This window comes from Massilia genomosp. 1 (assembly GCF_011682185.1).
GTDB lineage: Bacteria > Pseudomonadota > Gammaproteobacteria > Burkholderiales > Burkholderiaceae_D > Telluria_A > Telluria_A rubra.
The window spans coordinates 1-587 of the sequence record NZ_WHJF01000363.1; the positions used below are offsets into that span (position 1 = coordinate 1).

The 587-nt window shown below is 41.1% G+C and carries 1 protein-coding gene; it reads left to right on the top strand.

What is annotated here, in order from left to right:
- The first annotated feature begins 67 nt into the window (after positions 1-67).
- A complete protein-coding gene (locus F1735_RS34095) occupies positions 68-430 on the top strand; it encodes a hypothetical protein (protein ID WP_167241477.1) in 363 nt (120 codons plus the stop codon).
- Positions 431-587: the final 157 nt, after the last annotated feature.

Genomic DNA, 587 nt, shown 5'->3' on the forward strand with positions numbered 1-587 from the left:
AAAATGAGATTAGCCATGATTCCGCCGCCGTAACCGATCAGATTTCCTCCGATATCACCAAAAAGCGATGAAAAATCGTGCTCTCCTGATGTCGGCCAGTTCGGAAAAATCGTTTTGCAATTGGCTCGAAAAACAACTGTGTACGGGATACTGGAGCTTTGTTTGCAGCGGCGATGAATCTGAATTGGTAAGCAATTTTATGATTGTAGAAATTTTTAAGTGGCATGCTGAAAATATCAAAAACGCGAAATTATGGCCTAACGTCAAACCTGTTAGTTATTCATGGGTTTCGCTAAGTAAGCAACATTCGTTTGAGGTATGGATCACCAGAGGAGGAGATATTATATTGCCAATTTTCTTAAAGGGGAAAGGTAGAGAAGGGAAAGCATTTGGAACCATGGGTGTTATTCTTAAACGTATTCACAAATAGATCGACTCTTCGCCGATTCATCTTCAATTATGAGCCAATTGCAAAACGATTTTTCCGAACTGGCCGACATCAGGAGAGCACGATTTTTCATCGCTTTTTCGTGATATCGGAGGAAATCTGATCGTTTACGGCGGCGGAATCATGGCTAATCTCATTT